Source organism: Pseudoduganella sp. R-34 (assembly GCF_049904655.1).
Taxonomy (GTDB): Bacteria; Pseudomonadota; Gammaproteobacteria; order Burkholderiales; family Burkholderiaceae_D; genus Rugamonas.
Map to the genome: position 1 here is coordinate 4715175 of NZ_CP184572.1, position 20539 is coordinate 4735713.

Consider the following 20539-nt stretch of genomic DNA (forward strand, 5'->3'; position numbering starts at 1 on the left):
TTCTCCGCGGTTACATGGACATTAAAACTCTTCCCAGTCGTCGCCGGATGGGGCGGCCGCAGCAAGTTTCTTCTTCGGCGCCTGCGCGGCCGGGGCGGCCGGCACGACCGCCGTGCTGCGTGGCGGCGCCGCCGGCTTGGCCTTGCGCGGCGCCGCGGCCGCGCGCTTGGCGAATTCGTCGCCTGCCAGCTTGAAGATCGACACCGCCTGCGCCAGGTTGTTGGCCTGGTCCTGCATCGATTCGGCGGCGGCGGCCGCTTCTTCCACCAGCGCGGCATTCTGCTGCGTCATTTCGTCCATCTGGCCGATGGCGGCATTGACTTCCTCGATGCCGTGGCTCTGCTCCAGGGTGGCGGCGGTGATCTCGCCCATGATGTCGGCCACCTGCTTGATCGAGGTCACGATCAGGCCCATGGTCTGGCCGGCTTCATCGACCAGGCGTCCGCCCGCGTCGACCTTGTCGACCGAGTCGTCGATCAGGGCCTTGATTTCCTTGGCTGCCGCGGCCGAGCGTTGCGCCAGGTTGCGCACTTCCGATGCCACCACGGCAAAGCCGCGCCCCTGTTCGCCGGCGCGCGCCGCTTCCACGGCGGCGTTCAGCGCCAGGATATTGGTCTGGAACGCAATGCCGTCGATCACGCCGATGATGTCCACGATCTTGGTCGACGATTGCTTGATCGAGCCCATGGTGTCGACCACCTGCGACACCACCTGGCCGCCCTTCTCCGCCACCGACGATGCCGACACCGCCAGCTGGTTGGCCTGGCGTGCATTGTCGGCGTTCTGCTTCACGGTGGAAGTCAGGTTTTCCATCGATGCCGCGGTTTCCTCCAGCGAGGAGGCCTGCGATTCGGTGCGGGCCGACAGGTCGGCATTGCCGGTCGCGATTTCCTGCGAGGCGGTTGTGATGGTTTCGGTCGAAGCGCGCACCTGGCCAACCGTCTTGGCCAGGCTTTCGTTCATGTCCTTCAGCGCCTGCAGCAGTTCCGAGGTTTCATCCTTGCCTTCCACCGTCACTTGCGAAGTCAGTTCGCCGGCGGCCACTTTCTGCGCCACTTCCACCGCGCCCGACAGCGGACGGGTAATTGACTTGGTAATCACCAGTGCGCACAGGATGCCCACGCCAACGGCCACCGCCGCCAGCACCACCATCCACATCGTCAGGTTGCGATCGGCCTTGTTGGAGCTTTCCTTGAAGTCGGCTACCGCCGCCTGCTGCAGGTCCACCAGCTTGTTCAGCGAGGCCAGGGTCTGCTGCTGCAGCGGGTCGATGCGGCCGGCAATCACTTTCGCCGCGCCTTCGGCGTTGAAGGCCATGATCTGGCCCATGGCTTCCTTGAAGGCTGCGTCGACGTCAGTCTGCAAGGCGGAGATGTCGTTCACCACCTTCTTCTCGGCGTCGTTCAGGCCAAGGCTTTGCAGCTTGGTGCGCGCCGCATCGTAGCGGGCGCGGTTGGCCTTGACCTTCTCTTCTTCCTTCTGCATCAGGCTGACGTCCGACTGCAGGCCGATATTGCGCATGGCGATGCCGGTTTCCAGCATCGCGCTCTTCATCGACTGCGCCTGCGATTCCTTGGCGCCAGCCAGGTCCAGGCCCGTCATCAGGGCCGACTTGTTACGGTAGTTCAGCACATTGGTCAGCAGCACGGTGCCCACCAGGATCAGCAAAATGATCCCGAAACCGAAACCAAGCCGTGTCCCTATCTTGTATTCGCGCACATTCATTTTTCTCTCTCCCCTCGTGTCCTTTTGGATCTGTATTTTTATGCTTTACGCCGCGAGCTTTTCGCTCAAGCCCATTTCAGGGCTGGACATCAGGCGCTGGATGTCCACCAGGATCAGCATGCGCTCGTCGATAGTGCCAAGGCCAATCATGTATTCCGAGCTGAAGGCGGTGCCCATGTCCGGTGCAGGCTTGATCTGTTCTTCCGTCAGCGACGTCACGTCCGATACCGAATCGACCACCATGCCTACCACGCGGCCATTGATGTTCAGGATGATGACCACGGTGAACTGGTCGTACACCGGCTCGCCCAGCCTGAATTTGATGCGCATGTCCACCACCGGAATGATGATGCCGCGCAGGTTGATCACGCCCTTGATGAACTCGGGCGCATTGGCGATGCGGGTCACCGCTTCGTAGCCGCGGATTTCCTGCACTTTCAGGATATCGATGCCGTATTCTTCGGAGCCCAGCTTGAAAGCCAGGAACTCCTGGACGGCTGTACCGGCGCTTGCTGCGTCGTTCATGGTTCTTCCTTCACAAAGTTTGATTCGTCAACCAGCTGGCGCGACGAACGGACCAGCGCCGTCACGTCCAGGATCAGCGACACGCCTCCGTCGCCGAGGATGGTGGCACCGGAAATTCCGGTCACCTTGCGGTAATTCGATTCCAGGTTCTTAACCACGACCTGCTGCTGCCCCACCAGTTCGTCCACGAACAGGCAGGCTTTCTTGCCTTCGGTTTCCACGATCACCAGGATGCCCTGGGTCGGATCGGTAAAGCGCGGTGCAATGTCGAAAATCTGGTACAGCGGGATCAGGGGAAGGTATTCGCCGCGCACCTTGATGACGCGGCCCTTGCCGCTGATTTCCTTCACGTCTTCCGGCGCCGGCTGCAGCGATTCGAGCACGAAGCCGAGCGGCAGGATGTACACCTCGTCGCCGGTCTGGATCAGCATGCCGTCCAGGATGGCCAGCGTCAGCGGCAGGGAAATCGAGATGGTGGTGCCGAAGCCCTTGGCCGAGCGGATGTCGACGGTGCCGCCCATGGCGGTGATATTGCGCTTGACCACGTCCATGCCGACGCCGCGGCCCGACACGTCGGTCACGGTTTCTGCGGTCGAGAAGCCCGGCGCGAAGATCAGCTGCCACACGTCGGCGTCGCTCATGTTATCGGACAGCGGCAAGCCGTTCTGGCGGGCTTTTGCCAGGATCCTGTCGCGGTTCAAACCGCCGCCATCGTCCGACACTTCAATGATGATGCTGCCGCCCTGGTGCGAGGCGGACAGGAACAGGCGTCCCGTCTCGGACTTGCCGGCCGCCTTGCGCACGTCCGGCATTTCAATGCCGTGGTCGATCGAGTTGCGCACCAGGTGGGTCAGCGGGTCGACGATGCGTTCGATCAGGCCCTTGTCCAGTTCCGTGGCGGCGCCGCTGGTGACGAATTCCACTTTCTTGCCAAGCTTGGTGGCCAGGTCGCGCACCATGCGCGGGAAGCGCGAGAACACGAAGTCCATCGGCATCATGCGGATCGACATCACCGATTCCTGCAGGTCGCGCGTGTTGCGGGTGAGCTGGGAAATGCCGCTCATCAGTTTTTCATGCAGCACCGGATCCAGCGAGCCGGCGCGCTGCTCGATCATCGCTTGCGTGATCACCAGTTCGCCGACCAGGTTGATCAGCTGGTCGACCTTTTCCACCGACACGCGGATCGAGGACGATTCGCCGCCGGCCGGCGCGTGGGCCTGCTTTTCCGCTTCCTTGCGGGCGGCTTTCTTTTCCTGTTCTTCGCTCGGCTTGGCCGCTTCGGCCGGGGCGTCCTTGATGCCGGCCTGGGCGCGGATCACTTCCAGCGGCTGGAAGAAGCCATAGCCGCGCGCGTCGTCGGCGGCGCCGGAGGCGTTGGAGCGGATTTCATCGAGCGGCTGGAAGAAGCCATAGCCTTCGCCCTCGGCCGACGGCGCGGCGGCGCCAGCAGCCGGCAGCGGGTCGAAGAAACCGTAGCCCTGCTCCGCCTCCTTGCGTTCGCGTTCGGCCTGCTCACGCGCCGACTGGGTCGGGCTCAGGGCCGGCAGCTCGCTGACCTTCATCTGGTCGGCATCGATCACGAAGGAGCAGATGGCGACAATATCGTCCAGCGATTCGTGGGTGGTGACGATCATGGCATGGCGCTCGGCATCGAGCGGCGTCAGCTCCACATGGCCCATCAGGCCAAGTTCGGCTGCCAGCGCCTCCACTTCCCGGTGCACCATCGGCGGCAGTTCAAGGCGGAAGCGCTTGCCGCCGCTATGGTCCACCGCCTGCGATTCCTGCGCATTGAAGGCCGGCGCCACCGGCGCCATCGCCTCGATGTGCACGTCCTGCGCCAGCTCCTGCAGCATCATGCGCACGTCGCCCACGGCTTCCTGGTCGACAGCCGTGCCGAGGCGGTGCCCGTCCAGCTGCATCTTCAGGATGTCCTTGGCGGCCAGGAAGGCGTCGACGTGGGTCGACGTCAAGGCCATCTCGCCCTTGCGGATGCGGTCCAGCAGCGTCTCCAGCACGTGCGTGACTTCGGTCATGTCGGTCACGCCGAACGTCGACGCGCCGCCCTTCACCGAGTGCGCGGTACGGAAAATCGCGTTCAAGTCCTCTTCGCTGGGCGACTCGACGTCCACGCCCAGCAGCAGACGCTCCATTTCAGCCAGCAGTTCTTCCGCTTCATCGAAGAAGACCTGGTAGAACTGGCTAATATCGATGGTCATGCCACACCCCTTAATTAGCCAATGACCTTCTTCACTACCTCAATCAAGCGTTGCGGGTCGAAAGGCTTGACCAGCCAGCCATTCGCGCCGGCGGCGCGGCCCTTGGCCTTCATTTCGTCGGACGATTCGGTGGTCAGCATCAGGATGGGAACCTTGGCATAGGACGGCTGCTCGCGCAGCAGCTTGATCAGTTGCAGGCCATCCATGCGCGGCATGTTCTGGTCGGTCAGCACCAGGTCCACGGTTTGCAGCTTGGCCTTTTCCAGGCCATCCTGTCCGTCGACTGCTTCCACCACCTGGTAGCCCGCTGCCTTCAGGCTGAATGCCACCATCTGGCGCAGCGAGGAGGAGTCGTCGACTGCAAGAATTGTTTTAGCCATCTTTTTTTCTCACTTGGTTAAATTTTTGTATTCGTATCTATATTCAGAACAGTTCGATGTCGCCGCTTTCCAGGTGCTTCTGGCTGACCGCCTTGCGCAGCACGCTGCGCAGCTCCAGGCTCTGGATCGCCAGCGCCATGCTGACCTTGCTAAGCAGGTCCACGATCTCGTCGCTGCCCGATTCCGGCACCACTTCGGCGCCGTGCGCACCCAGCGTTCCAAGGAATTCGCGCAAGCCGGTGACACGCTTCAGGGTGCGGTCGATCAGCTGGCTGGTCATGTCCTGGAACTGCATGCTGGTAATGGCTGCATTGACGTAGCCGCTTACCTGTTCGTTCATTTCCTTCAGGCGCGCCTTGTCTTCCGCCGAAGGATCGCCGCCTTGCAGCAGCAGCTCGATGGTCGCCTGCTGTGCGCTCACCGCCTCATGGATCGCCATGAAGTTGCGCGTCAGCTTGTCGATCGCCTCCTCCAGCAGCAGGTTGGTCTGCAGCAGGTCGGTCTCGACTTCGGTCAGGTGGCGCCGGCCATGGTCCGACACGCCGGACAGCAGCCGTTTCACATGCGAGCCAAGGATTTTCTTTCTTGTCATAAAGCCCCTATTTCTTCCCCGCCGGCGCTGCCGCTGCCGGTGCCGCTGCCGCTGCGGCTTGCGTAGCTTCCGTATCGAGGCCGACTTGCAATTTGCCGCCGTCACGCAGCACATTCTCCTCGGTCCTCTTGTTCATCACAATGATGCTGATGCGGCGATTGATCGGGTTGAAAGGATCGGCGCGGTCCAGGTGGGCGGCGCTGGCCAGCCCCACCACGCGCAGGATCTTATTGTCGGCCAGTCCGCCATGCAGCAGCGCGCGGCGCGAAGCATTGGCACGATCGGCCGACAGTTCCCAGTTACTGTACCCCGTTTCGGTGAAATACGGCGTGGAGTCGGTGTGGCCGGACAGGCCGATCTTGTTCGGCACGTCGTTCAGGGCCGGCGCGATGGCTTCCAGGATCTCGCGCGCATACGGCTGCAAGTCGGCCTTGCCGGCATTGAACATGGGGCGGTTCTGCAAGTCGACGATCTGGATGCGCAAGCCTTCGCTGGTGAAGTCCAGCAACAGTTGCTCTTTGAACTTCTTGAGCTCGGCGTTGGTATCGATGGTCATTTCGATACGGGCACGCAAGGCCTGCAGGCGCGAACGCTCTTCCGCCTCGAGCGCCTTCTTGGCGGCATCCAGGTTGTAAGTCTTGCTCTGGGCCGGATCGTCGGTCATCTTGACCTGGCCGGTACGGCGCGACAGGTCCGAGCCGCCGCCCTGGATCACCGAGGAACTGTCGCCGCTGCCCGAGCCGCCCTGCATGGCGACCTTCAGCGGCGTCTTGAAGTATTCGGAAATACCGTTCAGGTCGCCCTTGGTCGTCGAGCCGAGCAGCCACATCAGCAGGAAGAACGCCATCATCGCCGTCACGAAGTCGGCGTAAGCGATCTTCCAGGCGCCGCCGTGGTGGCCGCCACCGCCTTTCTTGATCTTCTTGACGACAATGGGCCGCAGGCCTTCTTCAGCCATGGCAGGTCCTCGCTTCCATTACTTCGACTTCGATTTCTTGATATGTTCTTCCAGCTCGGAGAAGCTTGGGCGCTCGGTAGAGTACAGTACCTTGCGGCCAAATTCCACAGCCAGGGCCGGGGCATAACCATTCAGGCTGGCCAGCAGCGTGACCTTTACGCACTGGAACATCTTGGTCGACTCTTCCAGCTTCTGCTCCAGCAGGCTGGCCAGCGGGCCGACGAAACCGTAGGCCAGCAAGATACCGAGGAAAGTACCGACCAGCGCGTGCGCGATCAGCATGCCCAGCTCGGACGGCGGGATGCCCACCGATTCCATCGTGTGCACCACGCCCATCACCGCCGCCACGATACCGAATGCCGGCAGGCCGTCGCCCAGCTTGGCGATGCAATGGGCCGGCACATGGCCCTCCTGGTGGTGGGTGTCGATCTCGTTGTCCATCAGGTTCTCGATCTGGAAAGCATCCATATTCCCCGACACCATCAGGCGCAGATAGTCGGTCATGAACTCGATGATATGGTGGTCTTCCAGCACTGCCGGGTATTTGCTGAACAGCGGGCTGTCTTCCGGCTTGTCGATATCGCCTTCAATCGACATCAGGCCTTCCTTGCGCACCTTGGACAGCACGTCGAACAGGAGCGACATCAGCTCCATGTACAAGTCCTTGGTATAGCGCGAACCCTTGAACAGCGTCGGCAGCGCGGCCAGCGTAGCCTTGATGGACTTGCCGTTATTGCCAACAAAGAAAGCGCCCGCAGCAGCGCCGCCAATCATCAGCAGTTCCAGAGGTTGGAACAGGGCCGCCAGATGGCCGCCGGACAGCGCGAAACCACCAAAAACGGAGCCAAGGACGATGAGGTAACCGACAATGACTAACAAGCGCGCGAACTCCCCGATAGCTAGTTAAAAGCAATAATATTCCACAGTGGAACTACAATAACGTGAAGACGCCTCTGCGGCAAGGAAAACTGCCTCTAAAATGCTCTTATATAAAGGAGCGGACCACCCTCTGTGGTGCGAATGGTCTTGATGCCGTTTGCAGCTGGAATTTCAAATTCATAACTGGCAAGCAAACTACCGGCCCGCATCTCCCGCTGGGCCTTGCGCCACAAGGCCGGCATGGCGGCCGGCGACAGGTAAGCGAACACCAGGTCGTATTCTGCAAAGTTTAACTGTTCATAGTCGCCACGCACGAAGCGCGCGCGGCTGCCGGCCAACGCGGCCCGCAAACGCGACACCAGCCACGGAACCGGCGCCAGTTCAATTCCCACAACTTCCGATTCGGGCCGCGCAACGGCCAGGTGCAAGGCGAAGCCGCCGAGGCCGCTACCGATATCGATCATGCGCAGCACCCTGCCCTGCGGCAGCTCAGCCAGCACGGCGCGCCACACTGCCGGATTCGATGGATAGTAAGGGACCTGGGTGCGGTAAGTGGACCAATACCAGCCCAGCAGGACCAGGAAGGCGGCAGCGGCCAGCCACGGCGGCAGATGCAATGCCAGCCCGGCCAATAAAGCGATGGGAAACAATAGCTGGATCAGCAGCCACCAGCGCGCCAGCCCGATCTTCCAACTGATGCCGGCAGCCAGCAAACCTTGCAGCAGCGCGGCTTGCAGCAAGGTCAACCCATGGCCGAGCGCATCAAGGGCAACCGCCAGCGCGACGCACGGCAGCAGCGCGCCGGCCTGGACCAGCAACGCATGGAAGGCGGGAACTCTAAAATTCATTGCGGGAGTATACCCGGGCCAGCGTCGTTGGCACTGCAGTGCCTGACCCTGCGGGTCAGGCACTGGTTTACCGGTTTTGTGTGCGTATGCACCGAAACCCAAACCGGCAACCCGTTGTCAGACCCACGGGGTCTGACACCATCCCAATCAAGCAGCGACCGCTTCGGCAGCATCCTTGGCCTTGCGGGTCTTGCCGGCACGCGAAGGCATATGGCACAGGCCGCACTTATAGTCGCGGTTCAGGTCCATGGCGTCGACTACGAACTTGCCTTTGCAGCAAGTGCAGGGCTTGAGCTGCAGCATATTGCTGCCAGCGAACTTGACCAGGGTCCAGGCGCGGGTCAGCGAGAGCAGCGGCTCTTCGCCGGCAGCCGGCGGCATCTGCTCCAGGTAGAGCTGGTAAGCCTTCATCACGGCATGGATGCCGGTGGCGCCCGCGTGCTCGACCAGGAAGTTATGGATGTTCATGAACAGCGACGAGTGGATGTTCGGCTGCCAGGTCAGGAACCAGTCGGTCGAGAAAGGCAGCATGCCCTTCGGCGGCGACACGCCCTTCAGCTCCTTGTACAGCTTGAGCAGGCGTTCGCGCGACAGCGACACTTCGGTTTCCAGCAGTTGCAGGCGGGCCCCCAGGTTGATCAGCTCGATGGCCAGCTGGATTTCCTGCGCTTCGGTCACCACACTCTTCTTGCTCATGGCGTCGCTCCTTAAGCGATTTCTTCAACAGCCTGGCCGGCCATCAGGATGGCGGCGTGGGACTGGGCCAGGGAACGGTCCTTGTTGTAGTTGGTCAGCATGCCGAGAATGGCGCTGTCGTCGAAGCGGAAGCGAGCCAGCATCATGTTGCCGCCAGCCAGCTTCAGGATCTGGGCATTGCTCATGCCTTCGATCAGGTCGGCGATGTCGGCGGAAATGCCCAGGCGGAAGATCGCGGTGACTTTGTCGGCGCGGATCATCTGCTGCGCCAGCATCAGGTAGCTCAGGTTCGCATCGCGGATTTCAGCCATCATGTCGTTTGCGGTCATGTCCATCTCCAGTCAGTTTCAGCTTGCAACGCAATTTTCGTTGCTGTTGAGATACATTCTGCTGGAGACGCGATAAAGCGCAAAGAGGCGGCACTCTGTATTTTGGGTCGGGAATAGACGAAGTCGCCCCGTAGGATTTTGTCCTACAGAGGGCTGCCCATAGAGGGGCAACGCCAGTATTGGCGTGGGTTTGCGGGGCGTTCGGTCTCGCTCAAAACGCAGGAGCCGAAGGTAAAAATGCGATGTCGACGTGGTGCTTTTTTGCGACATCTGAACTGGTAACGGCAGGGTTTTGGAGAACTTTAGGGTTCCGAGCAAAAAATTTTAAGATTTTTTCACTCATTCCAAAATGCCGAACAGCAAGCCTTTTACCGGGCTTCTAAAAACGGTAACGGCAGGGGTTTGGGGAACTTTAGGTTTTTTTGAAAAAAATTTTGAAAATTTTTTGGTTCCTTTGAAATCAATGGCTTAGCTTGCAAAACCGGCGAAGCAGTGCCTGACCCACAGGGTCAGGCACTGGCCAGCGGCCGCCGCGTATCGGTGTCAGACCCTGCGGGTCTGACACCGGTTTACCGGTTTTGGCCAAGAAAAGGTTGCTACAATCTCACTTTGTTTAAGTCTCAAGGAAAATGCCCTCATGATTTCCCGTTCCGACTGCCTGGCGCGCGACGCCGCGGACACCCTGGCGCCCCTGCGCGAGCAGTTCGACCTGCCTGCCGGCGTGATCTACCTGGATGGCAACTCCCTGGGCGCGCGCCCCAAAGCCGCCCTCACCCGCGCCACCGAAGTGATCGCCAGGGAATGGGGCAAGGACCTGATCACCAGCTGGAACACCGCCGGCTGGTTCGACATGCCGAAGCGCTTGGGCGACAAGCTGGCCCCGCTGGTCGGCGCCAAGGCCGGTGAAGTGGTGGTTACCGACACCACCTCGATCAACCTGTTCAAAGCCCTGGCCGCCGCCCTGCACGCGCAGGCGCATACCGGCCGCAAGATCATCATCAGCGAGCGCTCGAATTTTCCGACCGATATCTATATGGCCCAGGGCCTGACGTCCTGGCTCGACCGCGGCTATGAAGTGCGCCTGGTCGACAGTCCGGACCAGCTTCCTGCCGCCATCACCGCCGACGTCGCCGTGGTCATGCTGACCCACGTGAACTACCGCACCGGCTACCAGCACGACATGGCCGCCACCAGCGCCCTCGCCCACCAGCATGGCGCAATGGTCGTATGGGACCTGTGCCACTCAGTCGGCGCGGTACCGCTCGACCTGCACGCCGATGGCGCCGACTTCGCCGTCGGCTGCACTTATAAATACCTGAACGGCGGCCCGGGCTCGCCGGCCTTCATCTGGGTCCCCGAGTGCAACCAGGACAAATTCAGCCACCCGCTGTCCGGCTGGTGGGGCCACGCCAATCCGTTCGCCATGGCACCCGACTTCGCGCCGACCAAGGGCATTGGCCGCGCGCTGTGCGGCACCCAGCCGGTGGCTTCGCTGGCCATGGTGGAATGCGGCCTGGACGTCTTCGCGCAAACCACCATGGATGCGGTGCGCGCCAAGTCACTGGCCCTGACCGACCTGTTCATCGCCCTGGTGGAGCAGCGCTGCCCCAACCATCCACTGGGCCTGGTCACGCCGCGCGAGCATGTGCGGCGCGGCTCCCAGGTCAGCTTCACCCACCCGCACGGCTACGCGGTGATGCAGGCCCTGATCGCGCGCGGCGTGATCGGCGATTACCGCGAGCCGGAAATCATGCGCTTCGGCTTCACGCCGCTATACACCAGCTTTGCCGACGTGTGGGATGCTGTGGAAATCCTGAAGCAGATCCTGGACGATAAGGCCTACGACATCACTGCCGCCCGCGGCGCCGTCACCTGAGACACGACACAATATGACCGAAGAAAAGAAAGACGCCGCCTGGCACGGGGCGCAAATGGACTTCTCCAAGTCCATGAGCTATGGCGACTACCTGGGCCTGGAAAAGATCCTGAACGCGCAGCACCCGCTCTCGCCCAACCACAATGAGATGCTGTTCATCGTGCAGCACCAGACCAGCGAATTGTGGATGAAGCTGATGCTGCACGAGCTGCACGCCGTGGTCGACCATATACGCCGCGACGACCTGCCGCCGGCCTTCAAGATGCTGGCCCGCGTGGCGCGCATCATGGACCAGCTGGTGCACGCCTGGGACGTGCTGGCCACCATGACCCCGCCCGAATACACCGCGATTCGCCCTTACCTGGCCTCCTCGTCCGGCTTCCAGTCACACCAGTACCGCGAAATCGAATTCATCCTCGGCAACAAAAACGCGAACATGCTGGCGGTGCACCAGCAGGCGCCGGAAGCGCATGCCCTGCTCGACGCGGCGCTGCATGCGCCGTCGCTGTACGACGAAGCGATCCGCCTGCTGGCGCGCAATGGCCTGCAGATCGACGCCGGGCGGCTGGACGGCGACTGGACCCAGCCGACCGTGGCCAACGAGTCGGTACAGAAAGCCTGGCTCGAGGTATATCGCGACACCACACGATACTGGGCCCTGTACGAGCTGGCGGAAAAGCTGGTCGACATGGAGACCGCCTTCCGCTTCTGGCGCTTCCGCCATGTCACCACGGTCGAACGGGTGATCGGCTTCAAGACCGGCACGGGCGGCACGGCCGGCGTGTCCTATCTCAGGAAGATGCTCGATGTGGTACTGTTCCCGGAATTGTTCGCTTTAAGGACCGCTTTGTGAAACGCTTGCTCGCTGCCTTGCTGGCCGCGGCGTGTGCGCTGCCGGCAATGGCACGCGACGACCGCCCCGGTGTTTTCGATTACTACGTGATGTCGCTGTCCTGGTCGCCCGAGTATTGCGCCGGCCGTGGCGGCGGCGACCCGGTGCAGTGCGCCACCGGCCGCCAGCTCGGCTTTGTGCTGCACGGCCTGTGGCCGCAATTCGAGCGCGGCTATCCCGAAAGCTGCGGCCGCGTCAGGATTTCGAACAGCCTGCGCGAGCAATACGAGTCGCTCTACCCTTCGCCCAAACTGCTGTTCCATGAATGGAACAAACACGGTTCCTGCTCCGGCCTGCAACCCCAGGATTACCTGGCGTTGAGCGCCAGGCTGCGCGACAGCCTGAAGATCCCGGCCGATTTCGCGCGCCCGCAGCAGCCGGTGCGCGTCACGCCCGGCCAGTTCGAGGCCAAATTCCACCAGGCCAATCCATGGCTGGCCAAAGACGCCGTGCTGCCCGTCTGCGGCTCCGGCGGCCGTTTCCTGCGCGAAGCACGCGCATGTTTCAGCAAGGACGGCAAATCGCGCAGCTGCTCGCAAGAAGCCATCGCCTACTCGCAGAAGAGCTGCGGCCAATCCACTTTCCTGATGAAAAATGTGAAGTGATGGCGCTAAGCGTGCGCCGCCCAAGGCACGCTTGCAGCGACAATAAGCGCGCTGTACTGCGCGCCTGCTTGCCATACCACGGGGGGAACCGTTATCGCGGGCTCGCGAACTTTGAGGAGCCACCGAATGGGAACTCATCTGAAAAAGGGGCTGGCGACGCTGGCCTTGATTGCCGCTTGCGGAGCAGCGCAAGCTGATCCACTTGTCTTCAACGCCTCACTCAGCGGCGCGGCGGAATCCCCGCCAAACGCATCGGCAGCCACGGGCGATGTGACCGTGCTGTTCGATATCGACAACCACTACATGACCATTGCAGCCAGCTTTACCGACCTGGAAGGCCTGAGCGGCGCTGCCCACATCCATTGCTGCACCGCCGTGGCCGGCGACGGCACCGCCGGTGTCGCCACCATGCTGCCGACCCTGACCGGCTTCCCGGAGAACGAAACCAGCGGCAGTTATGCCTCGTTCTTCAGCACGTCGCAGGAATCGTTCTGGAACCCGACCTTCCTGGCCAATAACGGCGGCACCACGGCCGGCGCCGAGGCCGCACTGCTGGCCGGGCTCAATGCCGGCGCCGCGTATTTCAACATCCACTCGAACGTCTACCCGAGCGGTGAAATCCGCGGCTTCCTGGCGGCGCCGATTCCCGAGCCGGCACAGATCCTCATGCTGCTGGCCGGCCTGCCCTTGCTGTTACTGCGCAAGCGGGAAAACTAGCGAGGAATCGGGTTGCGTGACGCCACGTTCAGCATGTTCCAGGAACGGATGACCGCAACCACGAAGCCCAGTTCCGCGATCTCTTCGTCGGAGAAATGCTCCTTGACACGGGCGAAAGCTGCGTCGTCGGGATCGCGGACTGGAATTGCATTGATCAACTCCGACCATTCCAGCGCAGCGCGTTCGCGCTCGCTGAAGAATGGCGCCTCGCGCCAGCCCGCCACCGCATTCACATGGCGCGGGTCGACGTCCATCTTCAGCAAGTCCTGGTAATGCATGTCAATGCAGAAGCCGCAGCCATTGATTTGCGATACGCGCAGCAGGACCAGGTCCACCAGCTTCTTGCCCAGCAGTTCACGGTTCAGGCCATTCGACAGCGCCAGCAGGTTCTGGAACGATTTCTGGGACAGTTGGAAGTAGTTGTAACGCAGGGTGCTCATGGAAAATCCTTTCGGTCTGATGGTAAAGGCCACGCTGTGCGGCCTTCTCAACCATTAGACGGAGCAGCCTGCCGGTTTGTGACAGCCCGGCTAAAAATTTTTTCCAGGCTGGGCGGGGAAGGTGCACACCCGGTCGCGGCCGGCCCGCTTGGCCGCATACAGGGCGGCATCGGCCCGCTGCAGGAGTTCGCCCAGCGTCTCGCCCGGCTGGTGCGCGGCCACGCCGGCGCTGATGGAGAGTTCGATCCCCGACAGGGCGCCGTCGAAACGCTGGGCGCGCACTTCGCTGCGCACCCGCTCGGCAAACTGCAGGCTGTGTTCGAGGTCGAGCTTGGGCAGGAAGACGGCAAACTCGTCGCCGCCATTGCGTACCGCGATGTCGATGCGGCGCGTATGGCTGTTCAAGACTCCGCCGATGCGTTGCAGCACCACGTCGCCGGCCAGGTGGCCGAAATTGTCATTGATTTGCTTGAAACGGTCGATGTCGAACACCAGCAGGCCAACACGTTCGGCCGGATCGCGCTCGTGCTGCTGCAGCAGGCGGGCCGCGGCATCTTCCATGTAATGGCGCGTGTACAGGCCCGTCACGGCGTCGCGCACTGCCAGCTGGTAGTATTTGGAGCGGTCCTTTTCCAGCGCGCTGTTGTCCAGTTGGGCGAGCCGCAGGTCTTCATAGGCCGACAGCAGCTTCCGGTGCGCCTGCTCCAGCTCCTGCTGCTGGCGCGCCTCGGTGGTGACGTCCTCATAGATGGTGACGAAACCCATGACCCGTCCCTGTTCATCGCTCATGGGGCGGCCGGTCACTTGCAGGACCGTGCCATTGGCGCGCGTGCGCCGGAAACGGTGCGGCACGAACTGGCGCGCCAGGTTGATGCGCTCGCGCACCTGGGCCTCCGGATCGCCGGGCCCGAATTCCCCGCGCAGGGCGTTGAAGCGGAACAGATCCTCCAGCAGCACGCCAGGCTGCATCAGGCTATCGGGGAAATCCAGGCATTGGCAAAACGTCTCGTTCCAGAACCTGAACTGCAGGTCGCGGTCGATGATGGACATGCCAACCGGCAGGTACTGCATGGCGCGCAGCAGGTCCGCCTGCCCGATTTGCATGCCGCGCTCGCGGGTTTCGCTCAACATGTCAGGGCCTCCTCTGCTTGCGTGCCAGCCAACCTCAGTTAACGATGTGCGCCAGTTTATCGGGGTTGCGCACCACATAGATGCCGGTGATGCGCTGGCCGTCGGTGGCAAAGCCCTGCGCCGATTCCAGCTTGCCGTCCACGAAGCGCAGCAAACCCGGCTCGCCATTGACCATGGCGGCGCGGTATTCGATGGCGCCCAGCTTGTGCATGCCGGCGTACAACGCAGCGATCTTGTCCGGATCGGTGATGACGATGCCGAAGGACTTGACCTTGCCGCCGCCATCGCCCACCAGTTCCAGGTCTTCCGCCAGCAGGGCGCGGACCGCCGCCTTGTCGCCGCTGGCCGAGGCCTCCACGAAACGCTGCAAGAGCTGGCGGTGGGTGTCGGCCGGGATATCAAAGCGCGACTGGCCTTGCTGCACACGGTCGCCGGCGCGGCTCACCATCTGGCGGCACGCCGCTTCCGACTTGCCAAGCTGCTCGGCCACCTCGTTGTAGTCGTAATCGAACACCTGGCGCAGCAGGAAGGCGGCGCGCTCCTCGGGACCTAGCCGCTGCAGCAGCCACATATAGGCCAGCGACAGGGCGCTGGCCCGCTCGGCCTGCGCCTCCGGCGTCTCCTCGTCGACCGCCACCAGCGGTTCCGGCAGCCACAGGCCCTCGTAGACTTCGCGTTCGGCAATGGCGGCGCGCAGGCGGTCGATGGAAAGGCGGGTCACCACCGTCACCAGCCAGGCCTCGGCCGATTGCACGCCGCTGGTATCGGCGCCCTGCCAACGAATCCAGGCATCCTGCACCACGTCTTCTGCATCGGCGCGCACGCCCAGCATGCGATAGGCGATGGCAAACAACCGCGCACGGTGCGCGGCAAAGTCGATTGGATCATTCATGATGCAGGACTATAGCCGACCTTGTGCACTTTCAGCAGCACTTCGCGCAATTCGCGCACGCGCGGCGGCTTGCTCAGCACTTCATCGACGCTGGCCGGCTTGGCGTCCACGTCGCCCTCCGGAATCAGGCGCTGGCCCCAGCCGGTAACCAGGATCACCGGCGTGGCCGGCGACAGCTCCTTGATGCAGCCGGCCACCTTGCGGCCATCGACGTGCGGCATGCCAAGGTCGCTGAATACCGCGTCGAAAGGCTGGCTGGATACCATCGAAGCGCGGAATTGCTCGATGCCGGCGGCGCCGCCATTGGCCGCCACCACGGTGTGGCCGTCGCGCTGCAGGATGGTGGTCATGGACGCCAGCACGGCCGGATCGTCGTCAATCACCAGCAGGCGCATGGGTTCTGCCACCGCCACAGTCGTGGCAGGCGCTTCCAGCGGCGGCATGGCGGGATGCGCCTGCGGCAGCGGGAAGGCCAGCGACACGGTGGTGCCCTGCCCGATCATCGATTCCACCTGCACCACCGCGCTGTGGCGTTCGGCCATCGAATTGACGGTGGCCAGCCCCAGGCCGCTGCCGCGCTCGCCCTTGGTGGTGAAGAACGGGTCCAGGCAGTGGCGGCGCGTCGACTCGTCCATGCCGACGCCGCTGTCCACCACGTCGACAATGGCATGCTCGCCGGTGCTGCGGGTGCGCAGGATCAGGGCGCCGCCTTCCGGCATCGCATCGACCGCATTGAACACCAGGTTGGTCAGGGCTTCACGGATTTCCGGCTCGGAGCCCATCACGGACGGCAGCCCCGGCGCCAGCTCCAGCTTCATATTGATCACCACGCCGCGCTGCTGCGGCATATCGCTCCAGCGCGCCCGCGTCAGGTCGGCCACCTGCTGCGCCAGCACGTTCAGGCTGACGCTGGTGAGCTCCATCTGCGGCTCGCGGCGGCGGTACAGCTCGCGCATGCGCGCCACCGTCGCCGCCACGTCGTCGATGGCGCGCGCTATCACCTGCAGGTTGCTGCGGCCGCTGGCGCTCAGGCCCGTTTCGGTTTCCAGCAGGGTTTCGGTGTACAGCGCCACCGGCGAGATGGCGTTGTTGATGTCGTGCGCGATGCCGCTCGCCATCTGGCCCAGGGCTCGCAAGCGCTCCTCGCGGGTGACCGACTGCTGCGTCGCATGCAGGGTGTGGTAAGCCTGCTGCAGCGCCCCATACAACTGCGCCTGGCGTGCCGCCAGCGCCGCGTGCTCGCTCAACTGGCGCAGGAATTCGCATTCGCCGCTGGAGAAGGCATTCGGAATGGTGCGCGCCACGGCCAACACGCCGAAGACCACGCTCTCGGCCTGCAGCGGCGCCAGCACCAGGGAATTCAGGCCGCCGCGCGCCAGCCGGTGCGGGAACGGGAATTCACTGCCGCTGATGTCCGGTTCGTACACCAGTTGCCCCTTCACGCAGCGCGACAGGCCATTGTTGTCGATCGAAACCTGGGCGCCTTCCTTCAGCGACGCGTCGCCCGGCAGCATGGCATTGCCCAGGCCGACGCAGCTCGCTTCCAGCACGCCCTCCTGCAGCAGGAACACGCAGGCAAAGTCCACCGGCAACTGGTCTTCCAGGTTGCGCACCAGGACTTGGAGGATGCTGCGCAAGTCCTGCCGCTCGCCGATCGAGCGCGTCATCTGGTGCAACAGGCTGAGCCGGCCAAGCTGGGCCTGCACCTTCAACTCGGCGCCATGGCGCACCTCCATCTCATCGTGCAGGGCGGCATTGACGGCAACCAGTTCGTCGCGCGAGACCGTGGTGGCGCGCAGGCGTTCGGTCATGGCATCGAAAGCACGCGCCAGGTCCCCCACTTCGTCAACGGCATTCATGTTCATGCGGAAGTCCAGCTTGCCCGAGCCCACCAGTTCGGCGCCACGCCGCAGTCGCTCCAGCGGATGGGCCACGCTGCGGATCGTCAAGGCCAGTGCGCCCAGCACGGTCAGCGCCAGCAGCAGGCCAAGCCCGGCCGCCACGGCGGAAGCATTCTGCTGCGCCTGCAGCACGCCCTGGCGGCTGCGGCGCGCCAGTTCTTCCGCATCCCGTATCATGTCCTGCGTGCGCGACATCAACTGGCCGAACAGCCGCGCTTCCAGCAGGTGCAGCACCTCCGCCCGTTCAGGGGTGGCGCGCAATTCCTGCCGCACCAGCAGCAGTTCGGAGAAATGCCGTGCCAGCAGGGGCAGGTTTTCCTGCAGGTCGTGCAGCAGCTGCGCCTCCTCCGCTTGCCGGAACAGTTCATCGCGCAGCAGCAGCCCTTGCAAGGAATCCTTGCGCAACTGCCACTGCACATGGGAGCGCCGCTCCTGGGTTTGCGCAAATTCGAGCGAAAGGTAGCGCAGCGCCACCACGCCGCTGACGATCTCCCCGGCACGCTCGTTGCGCTGCAGCTCCTGCCTGACCTGGCGCGTGGCGCCGATCATCAGCAGCACGGCCAGCGTCACGCCGGCCACGCACAGCCACTGGGCCCACTTCAGGCGAGTGATAATTTTCATGGTCGCTTAGTGGATGACGGTAACGGCAGTCGGCCGCACCTCGCCCAATCCTTCCAGGTACACGTTGTCGAGGAAATTCGGCACTTCGCGCGAGTTGGCCAGGCGGTTGCGGATGGCCCAGCGGGCGCGGTCCTCAAAGGCCAGCAAAAGCGACTGGTCCAGCTCCAGGCCGAAGTGGTAAGTCGGCCAGGCCGCCACCACTTCATCGCGATTCAGCTTGGCGGTTGCCGGCAGCAGGGGCTGCGCCTCCCGCGGCGACTTTTCGCACCAGGCCGAGCCCTGCTCGATGGCCTGCAACAGGCGCGGGACGACGTCCGCCCGCTCGCCGGTAAAGCGCTGCAGTGAAACCAGGTTGTAGATGCTCTCGTACGCCTGCTCGCCGGAAAAGCTCACCGCCGTATCGCCGAGCTGCTTGCGCATGGCCCCGAGGAAGGGTTCCCAGCCGGCCACCGCGTCGACATCGCCGCGCTGCAGCGCCTGGCCCAGTTCTTCCGGCTTGTAGTTGACCATGGTGACTTCGCTGCCATCCATGCGTTGCCAGTTCAGGAAAACGTCCAGCGTAAACTGGCCCGAGGTTCCCTGCGTGACGCCGATGCGCTTGCCCTTCAGGCTGGCCGGGGTCAGCACGCCGTGGTCGCGGCGGCCGATGATGCCGTGGTCCTTGCCGGTGCGGAAAAACGTCGCCAGCACCTTGACCGGCACACCGTCCATGGCGGCAAACACGATCGGGATATCGGCCACGGTGCCGACATCGGCCTTGCCGTCGACCACCGCCTGCATCGATGCCTTGCCGCTCGAATAAGGCAGCACCTTGACCTGCAAGCCCTGTTCGGTGAAATAGCCGCGCTGCTGGGCGGCCACCACGGCACAGGTGCCGACATATTCGGTGTTGGCCGCGATCACCAGCGACTGCGCCGGCCGCGCCGGCTGCCGCTGCTGCTGCCACAGCCAGGCCACGCCCAGCGCCAGCACGATGAACAACACGGCAAGGACCTGCATGGTTCGGCTACGCATGTTGCACCTGTTGGGTAGTTTCCGGCGCCAGCGGCAGTTCCACCCAGAAGGTGCTGCCCTGGCCCGGCTGGCTCTCGACGCCGATGGCGCCTTGCATGGCCTCGACCACGCGCCGGGTGAGCGCAAGGCCAAGGCCGCTGCCCTCCTCCTCCTCGTCGCGGCCGAGGCGGTGGAAAGGCTGGAAGATGTGCTGCACCTGCTCCGGCTCCAGGCCAGGGCCGGTGTCGCTGACGGAAATGCGCAGGCGGCTGCCTTCCGCTGCGGTGCAGGCCACGGCAACGCGGCCCTGGTCGTGGTTGTACTTGATGGCGTTGGACAGCAGGTTGATCAGCACCTGCACCAGGCGCGTGCGATCGGCGCGCAGGCGCTTCTCCGGCACTTCGCCGAAACCGAGGCTGATGTCGCGCTTGGCGGCCAGCGGCGTCACCATCATGCGGCATTCCTGCAGGACGGTCGGCAGGTCCACGGCTTCCATCGCCAGCGGCACCTTGCCCGCTTCGATGCGCGCCAGGTCGAGAATTTCGTTGACCAGCTTGAGCAGGTGCTGGCCTGACTGCACGATATTGCGCGCAAAGCGCTGCTTCTCTAGCTGGGTGGCCGGCAGCTTGTCGGCCGCCAGGATTTGCGCGAAGCCGAGGATGCCGTTGAGCGGGGTGCGCAGCTCGTGGCTCATGTTCGACAGGAAGCGCGACTTTTCAGCATTGGCATGCTCGGCGGCAGTGCGCGCCTGCTCCAGGCGGTGATTGGCTTCCGCCAGTTCCATCACGTTCTGGCGTAGCTGGCGTTCCAGCTCGGCGTTGGCCAGCCGCAGGGCGCGCGTGGCCTGGGCCCGCGCCAGCACCGGCAGCAAGGAAGACGCCTTGAAAGGCTTGACGATGTAATCGAGGGCGCCGCCCTGCATCGCGCGCACGGCGGTGGCAATGCTGCCCTCCCCGGTCATGATGATGCAGGCCAGGTCCGGGTCGTGCTGCAGGGCTTCCTTGACCAGGCCGATGCCGTCCATCCCCGGCATGTTCAGGTCCGACAGCATCAGATCGAAAGACTGGTTGCGCAAGAGCTCCAGCGCTGACTCGGCGCTGGAACAGCCTTCGGCGTCAAACTGGTACTGGCGCAATACGTCGCACAACGCCACGGTGTGGACGCTCTGGTCGTCAACGATGAGAATGCGCTGCTTGCGAACTTCCGTCATGCAATCCTCGCGAAGGCGGGCTTGCTTTGATTATGCCGGTTGACAAGGAGGTAAAGTCTCACCAAATCTAACTAGCATATAAATCCTTGCGGCTTTGGCGCCACAGTTGGGCC

The 20539-nt window shown here is 63.2% G+C and carries 20 protein-coding genes; 4 read left to right on the plus strand and 16 right to left on the minus strand.

Going from position 1 to position 20539, the window contains the following annotated elements:
- Positions 1-21: 21 nt before the first annotated feature.
- The 10 genes from ACN9MW_RS21500 to flhD form a co-directional block, all read right to left on the minus strand.
- Positions 22-1725 (minus strand): methyl-accepting chemotaxis protein, encoded by a 1704-nt coding sequence (locus ACN9MW_RS21500; RefSeq protein WP_426162557.1) that lies wholly within the window; start codon positions 1723-1725, stop codon positions 22-24.
- A gap of 45 nt (positions 1726-1770) precedes the next feature.
- Positions 1771-2250 (minus strand): chemotaxis protein CheW, encoded by a 480-nt coding sequence (locus ACN9MW_RS21505; RefSeq protein ID WP_426162558.1) that lies wholly within the window; start codon positions 2248-2250, stop codon positions 1771-1773.
- Entirely contained in the window at positions 2247-4466 is a 2220-nt protein-coding gene (gene cheA, locus ACN9MW_RS21510; RefSeq protein ID WP_426162559.1) for a chemotaxis protein CheA, read from the minus strand. Before cheA ends, ACN9MW_RS21505 begins: the two co-directional genes overlap by 4 nt.
- A gap of 14 nt (positions 4467-4480) precedes the next feature.
- Positions 4481-4846, minus strand: a complete 366-nt coding sequence (locus tag ACN9MW_RS21515; RefSeq protein ID WP_055936079.1) for a response regulator — start codon at positions 4844-4846, stop codon at positions 4481-4483.
- 43 nt (positions 4847-4889) lie between these two features.
- Positions 4890-5438: a chemotaxis protein gene (locus ACN9MW_RS21520; RefSeq protein WP_130311381.1), complete on the minus strand. Its 549-nt coding sequence runs from the start codon at positions 5436-5438 to the stop codon at positions 4890-4892.
- Between the two features lie 7 nt (positions 5439-5445).
- The gene (gene motB / locus ACN9MW_RS21525) at positions 5446-6396 is read right to left on the minus strand and encodes a flagellar motor protein MotB (RefSeq protein WP_426162560.1); all 951 of its coding nucleotides are present in this window, start codon (positions 6394-6396) and stop codon (positions 5446-5448) included.
- An 18-nt stretch (positions 6397-6414) separates the two neighbouring features.
- Entirely contained in the window at positions 6415-7275 is an 861-nt protein-coding gene (gene motA / locus ACN9MW_RS21530; RefSeq protein WP_055936071.1) for a flagellar motor stator protein MotA, read from the minus strand.
- Positions 7276-7370: 95 nt separating this feature from the next.
- Entirely contained in the window at positions 7371-8123 is a 753-nt protein-coding gene (locus ACN9MW_RS21535) for a class I SAM-dependent methyltransferase (RefSeq protein ID WP_426162561.1), read from the minus strand.
- 147 nt (positions 8124-8270) lie between these two features.
- Positions 8271-8819 carry a flagellar transcriptional regulator FlhC gene (gene flhC, locus ACN9MW_RS21540; RefSeq protein WP_426162562.1) on the minus strand — a complete coding sequence of 183 codons (549 nt, stop codon included), beginning with the start codon at positions 8817-8819 and terminating at the stop codon, positions 8271-8273.
- 11 nt (positions 8820-8830) lie between these two features.
- Positions 8831-9148 (minus strand): flagellar transcriptional regulator FlhD, encoded by a 318-nt coding sequence (flhD, locus tag ACN9MW_RS21545; protein ID WP_055936061.1) that lies wholly within the window; start codon positions 9146-9148, stop codon positions 8831-8833.
- 637 nt (positions 9149-9785) lie between these two features.
- On the opposite strand from flhD, the gene kynU reads away from it, so the two are divergent.
- The 4 genes from kynU to ACN9MW_RS21565 all read left to right on the plus strand — a co-directional run bounded on the left by kynU (position 9786) and on the right by ACN9MW_RS21565 (position 13238).
- Positions 9786-11024, plus strand: a complete 1239-nt coding sequence (gene kynU / locus ACN9MW_RS21550; protein ID WP_426162563.1) for a kynureninase — start codon at positions 9786-9788, stop codon at positions 11022-11024.
- Positions 11025-11037: 13 nt separating this feature from the next.
- Positions 11038-11877 carry a tryptophan 2,3-dioxygenase gene (gene kynA, locus ACN9MW_RS21555; RefSeq protein ID WP_426162564.1) on the plus strand — a complete coding sequence of 280 codons (840 nt, stop codon included), beginning with the start codon at positions 11038-11040 and terminating at the stop codon, positions 11875-11877.
- Positions 11874-12521, plus strand: a complete 648-nt coding sequence (locus ACN9MW_RS21560; RefSeq protein ID WP_426162566.1) for a ribonuclease T2 family protein — start codon at positions 11874-11876, stop codon at positions 12519-12521. Before kynA ends, ACN9MW_RS21560 begins: the two co-directional genes overlap by 4 nt.
- A 126-nt stretch (positions 12522-12647) precedes the next feature.
- On the plus strand, positions 12648-13238 hold the full coding sequence (locus tag ACN9MW_RS21565) for a CHRD domain-containing protein (protein WP_426162567.1): 591 nt from the start codon (positions 12648-12650) through the stop codon (positions 13236-13238).
- On the opposite strand, the gene ACN9MW_RS21570 is transcribed toward ACN9MW_RS21565, so the two are convergent.
- From ACN9MW_RS21570 to ACN9MW_RS21595, 6 genes are all read right to left on the minus strand, one after another.
- Entirely contained in the window at positions 13235-13678 is a 444-nt protein-coding gene (locus ACN9MW_RS21570) for a carboxymuconolactone decarboxylase family protein (protein WP_426162569.1), read from the minus strand. The genes ACN9MW_RS21565 and ACN9MW_RS21570 overlap by 4 nt on opposite strands.
- A 90-nt stretch (positions 13679-13768) precedes the next feature.
- A complete protein-coding gene (locus ACN9MW_RS21575) occupies positions 13769-14809 on the minus strand; it encodes a diguanylate cyclase (RefSeq protein ID WP_426162570.1) in 1041 nt (346 codons plus the stop codon).
- A gap of 34 nt (positions 14810-14843) precedes the next feature.
- Positions 14844-15701, minus strand: coding sequence for an RNA polymerase sigma-70 factor (locus ACN9MW_RS21580; protein WP_426162571.1), 858 nt, complete (start codon positions 15699-15701; stop codon positions 14844-14846).
- Positions 15698-18223 (minus strand): ATP-binding protein, encoded by a 2526-nt coding sequence (locus ACN9MW_RS21585; RefSeq protein ID WP_426162572.1) that lies wholly within the window; start codon positions 18221-18223, stop codon positions 15698-15700. The genes ACN9MW_RS21580 and ACN9MW_RS21585 overlap by 4 nt, the downstream gene beginning before the upstream one ends.
- A gap of 6 nt (positions 18224-18229) precedes the next feature.
- Positions 18230-19237 carry an ABC transporter substrate-binding protein gene (locus tag ACN9MW_RS21590; protein WP_426162573.1) on the minus strand — a complete coding sequence of 336 codons (1008 nt, stop codon included), beginning with the start codon at positions 19235-19237 and terminating at the stop codon, positions 18230-18232.
- Positions 19230-20426, minus strand: a complete 1197-nt coding sequence (locus ACN9MW_RS21595; RefSeq protein ID WP_426162574.1) for an ATP-binding protein — start codon at positions 20424-20426, stop codon at positions 19230-19232. The genes ACN9MW_RS21590 and ACN9MW_RS21595 overlap by 8 nt, the downstream gene beginning before the upstream one ends.
- Between the last annotated feature and the right edge of the window lie 113 nt (positions 20427-20539).

Coding starts and splice junctions, on each gene's coding strand:
- ACN9MW_RS21500 (WP_426162557.1), bottom strand. CDS start 1,725: ATGAATGTGCGCGAATACAAGATAGGGACACGGCTTGGTTTCGGTTTC.
- ACN9MW_RS21505 (WP_426162558.1), bottom strand. CDS start 2,250: ATGAACGACGCAGCAAGCGCCGGTACAGCCGTCCAGGAGTTCCTGGCT.
- cheA (WP_426162559.1), bottom strand. CDS start 4,466: ATGACCATCGATATTAGCCAGTTCTACCAGGTCTTCTTCGATGAAGCG.
- ACN9MW_RS21515 (WP_055936079.1), bottom strand. CDS start 4,846: ATGGCTAAAACAATTCTTGCAGTCGACGACTCCTCCTCGCTGCGCCAG.
- ACN9MW_RS21520 (WP_130311381.1), bottom strand. CDS start 5,438: ATGACAAGAAAGAAAATCCTTGGCTCGCATGTGAAACGGCTGCTGTCC.
- motB (WP_426162560.1), bottom strand. CDS start 6,396: ATGGCTGAAGAAGGCCTGCGGCCCATTGTCGTCAAGAAGATCAAGAAA.
- ACN9MW_RS21535 (WP_426162561.1), bottom strand. CDS start 8,123: ATGAATTTTAGAGTTCCCGCCTTCCATGCGTTGCTGGTCCAGGCCGGC.
- flhC (WP_426162562.1), bottom strand. CDS start 8,819: ATGAGCAAGAAGAGTGTGGTGACCGAAGCGCAGGAAATCCAGCTGGCC.
- flhD (WP_055936061.1), bottom strand. CDS start 9,148: ATGACCGCAAACGACATGATGGCTGAAATCCGCGATGCGAACCTGAGC.
- kynU (WP_426162563.1), top strand. CDS start 9,786: ATGATTTCCCGTTCCGACTGCCTGGCGCGCGACGCCGCGGACACCCTG.
- kynA (WP_426162564.1), top strand. CDS start 11,038: ATGACCGAAGAAAAGAAAGACGCCGCCTGGCACGGGGCGCAAATGGAC.
- ACN9MW_RS21565 (WP_426162567.1), top strand. CDS start 12,648: ATGGGAACTCATCTGAAAAAGGGGCTGGCGACGCTGGCCTTGATTGCC.
- ACN9MW_RS21570 (WP_426162569.1), bottom strand. CDS start 13,678: ATGAGCACCCTGCGTTACAACTACTTCCAACTGTCCCAGAAATCGTTC.
- ACN9MW_RS21575 (WP_426162570.1), bottom strand. CDS start 14,809: ATGTTGAGCGAAACCCGCGAGCGCGGCATGCAAATCGGGCAGGCGGAC.
- ACN9MW_RS21580 (WP_426162571.1), bottom strand. CDS start 15,701: ATGAATGATCCAATCGACTTTGCCGCGCACCGTGCGCGGTTGTTTGCC.
- ACN9MW_RS21585 (WP_426162572.1), bottom strand. CDS start 18,223: ATGAAAATTATCACTCGCCTGAAGTGGGCCCAGTGGCTGTGCGTGGCC.
- ACN9MW_RS21590 (WP_426162573.1), bottom strand. CDS start 19,237: ATGCGTAGCCGAACCATGCAGGTCCTTGCCGTGTTGTTCATCGTGCTG.
- ACN9MW_RS21595 (WP_426162574.1), bottom strand. CDS start 20,426: ATGACGGAAGTTCGCAAGCAGCGCATTCTCATCGTTGACGACCAGAGC.